Annotated in this window: 2 protein-coding genes; both read left to right on the top strand. The window is 42.1% G+C overall.

Annotation, left to right across the window (positions count from 1 at the left end):
* The first annotated feature begins 484 nt into the window (after positions 1-484).
* Positions 485-1,381 (top strand): hypothetical protein, encoded by an 897-nt coding sequence (locus BZG23_RS16280; RefSeq protein WP_198532209.1) that lies wholly within the window; start codon positions 485-487, stop codon positions 1,379-1,381.
* A 161-nt stretch (positions 1,382-1,542) separates the two neighbouring features.
* Entirely contained in the window at positions 1,543-2,577 is a 1,035-nt protein-coding gene (locus tag BZG23_RS16275) for a hypothetical protein (RefSeq protein ID WP_131825387.1), read from the top strand.
* The last annotated feature ends 72 nt before the right edge of the window (positions 2,578-2,649 follow it).

The raw sequence follows: 2,649 nt of genomic DNA, 5'->3' as shown, positions 1-2,649 counted from the left end.
GATCTGTTTAATCAACGGCGTTAGCAGTCCATCTTTCCCGTTGAGGTCTTGTCCAGATTGCAGTGCCTTAGCAAAAGCTTGAATATCAATTTCGTATTTGTCGGACATTGATGTATCACTCCCTGTTGAGGGTTAACTATAGGAGTGACACAGACTTTTGAACACTACCAAACGAAGCGATGTATATACGCTCAACGTGTGCGGTTATAGATAATGACCCAGCAAGGAATAAGCAAAGTTGTGCGCAAGTTTATGAACCCACGCTACCAACAGGGCAAGGAGTGATAAAGCCCGAGGGATTCAAGGACGCGTTAAGAGACGCCTTGGGGAATGATGCGGAAATTAAAAAGACGTTTGCGTTGGCCAACGTGGGGGAGAGGTCGCTTTAGATGAGGCCTATGAGTATGTGCTACCGTGGCGAACCCAGCAAACCGAGATTTTTGGTAACACCGTTAAGATGGACGTTAGCGGCGGCGCACAATTTATGCGATTTACATATTCAGCGCAGGCAGCAGCTGAAAGCGTCAACTTAAACTTAGTGGGGAACACGCAGCTGGGAGCGTCGCTTGATTTCGCCAGCGGCCAATTAGCGACAAAATTCTCCATTCCAGCTGAAAACATGTACGATCTGAAAGTTCCTTATTACACCGTTGACAATGAGCGTCGTGAAGTGAGCTTAGGAGACATTCGCTTCGACATTGAAGCGGTTGTGCACGGTATGTTAGCGGCAAGCATAAAATACTCGAATGAGATTGGATTTGGTCAAGATGCTGCCACAGGAGCCACAGGTCTGCGGACATCTCAAACCTTTATTGCAACGCGTTTGGAAAGCAAGAAAGACCTAGAACTCGCAGATGATAGTAAACTGCGAAATATTAAGGCGGGTGCAAAGACTGAGGTGTCGGCCTTTGCTGGTGCAGAGGTAGGTGGACAAGTCAGTCTTGAATGCTTATGGAAAAATGTGGGTAGCTCGGACATGAAACAGTTGTTTAAGCTCGCCACTCGCCTCACCGCGCAGTTAGGCGTTGGAGCCAAACTTATCTTGCAATGTACCTTAGATAATGGCCGCTTAATTTTTCGTTTCGACTTTGGCGCCGCGTCTATCGCTGGTTTCTCTGGCAAGCTGGCGTTTGAGTTAGACCCGCTTGCTTACGATGAATTTATCTCACGGCTGTTGGATGTGATGGAGCACCCGAGCTTCAGTCGCTTTGGCCTATTCCATGAAAGTGACGGCAGTGAAGCCTTTTATGCTTTTAACAGGCTACTGACAGTTGCCGTTGCCTATCAGCTTACCCTGACGCAAATTGCACTGCTTCCTTTTCATCTTATTCGAGATAAGGAGAAGCGAGCGTTAGAGGCGAAAAAAATGCCCCCTTTGTAGCGAACGTCTTGATGCTATGAGACCTTGGGTTCCTTACAAGAAGGTTATTTATCTTCCCGCCTACCAGGAAGTGATTGAATACGAAGTTGCTCATGTAAATGATAAGTCAAAAATAAATGAATTGAACAGAAAGAGATTCCAAAGAATAATTGGTGGTTAATGTGAAGTTGTTGAAATATTTAATAATTACTGCTTGTATTCTTCCATTTCTATCTCGTGCGGAAACGTTGGAGGAAGGAATTGAGATATTAAATCAAGGTCAGTTTAAAAAGGCCCGTGAGATATTTAAACCGTTAGCTGAACATGGCGATGCTAATGCGGCCTACTGGTTGGCGTATACCCAGTTCAAGACTGCCGAAACACTGTATGTAGGTTCTAACTTATTAAAAGCAGCTGAAGGTGGTAACCCTTGGGCGATGGCGACACTTGCAGGTACCCATATGCCAAAGGTGACTACCTCATATTGTAATTATCTTGGCTGGCCGTGTGATGAAAAATGGGTTGATAAAGCAATAGAAGGTTGGGAGAAACTCGCCGAAGAAGGTGATGGAAAGGCAATGTATGCCCTTTTATATCATGACCCTAGTTGGTGGCAGTATATTCCATTTTATCGGGATTATCGATATGAGCAGTTAGCGAGTAAGTTATATAAAAACAAAGGCTATACCTTTTTCTTTGATGACAGGATTTGGTCTGATCTTAATGAAGATGCCCGCCTAAAATATTTGGAAAAAATAGATAAGGATGGGAACCTTTATGGGGCATATCAAGCGGCCTTTATATATAAAAAAAGAAATCGCATTGATGAGGCTTTAAAATGGATAGAGTATGGAATAGAAAGAGGTGACTACTATGCATTTGTATTTAAAAGTGTAATTTTTATTCCGTTAATGCGAGATAATGGAGTAGGAGATAAAGATAGTTTATCTTCGAAAGCCTCATTCTTCTACTGTATGGTTGCTAACTCTATGAATAGCCATTATGACTGCGATTTAATAAGATACTTTGATGAAGAGTACAATGAAAAAATAGATAAATTAAAATATTTCGATAACTATAGTGGTGAGCGTGTTAAAAAAGAGGAGATTGAAAGTATAAGACTCAAGGCTAGAGAAAGAGCTAAGGGGTATAAAGCAAACCTCTATTTGGACGAAACAACAGTTGAGTTTTTTAGAGGGTACTCGACTAATTTATAAAATTATTTTATAAATCATGCCTTTTTATTTTCCAACTCATAGCTCATGCCTTTTTATTTTCCAACTCATAGC

The sequence above is a fragment of the Salinivibrio sp. ML290 genome (assembly GCF_001995695.1).
GTDB classification, from domain to species: Bacteria; Pseudomonadota; Gammaproteobacteria; order Enterobacterales; family Vibrionaceae; genus Salinivibrio; species Salinivibrio siamensis.
Note: the sequence above shows the minus strand (reverse complement) of the source record. Positions and strands in the feature narration are given on the sequence as shown.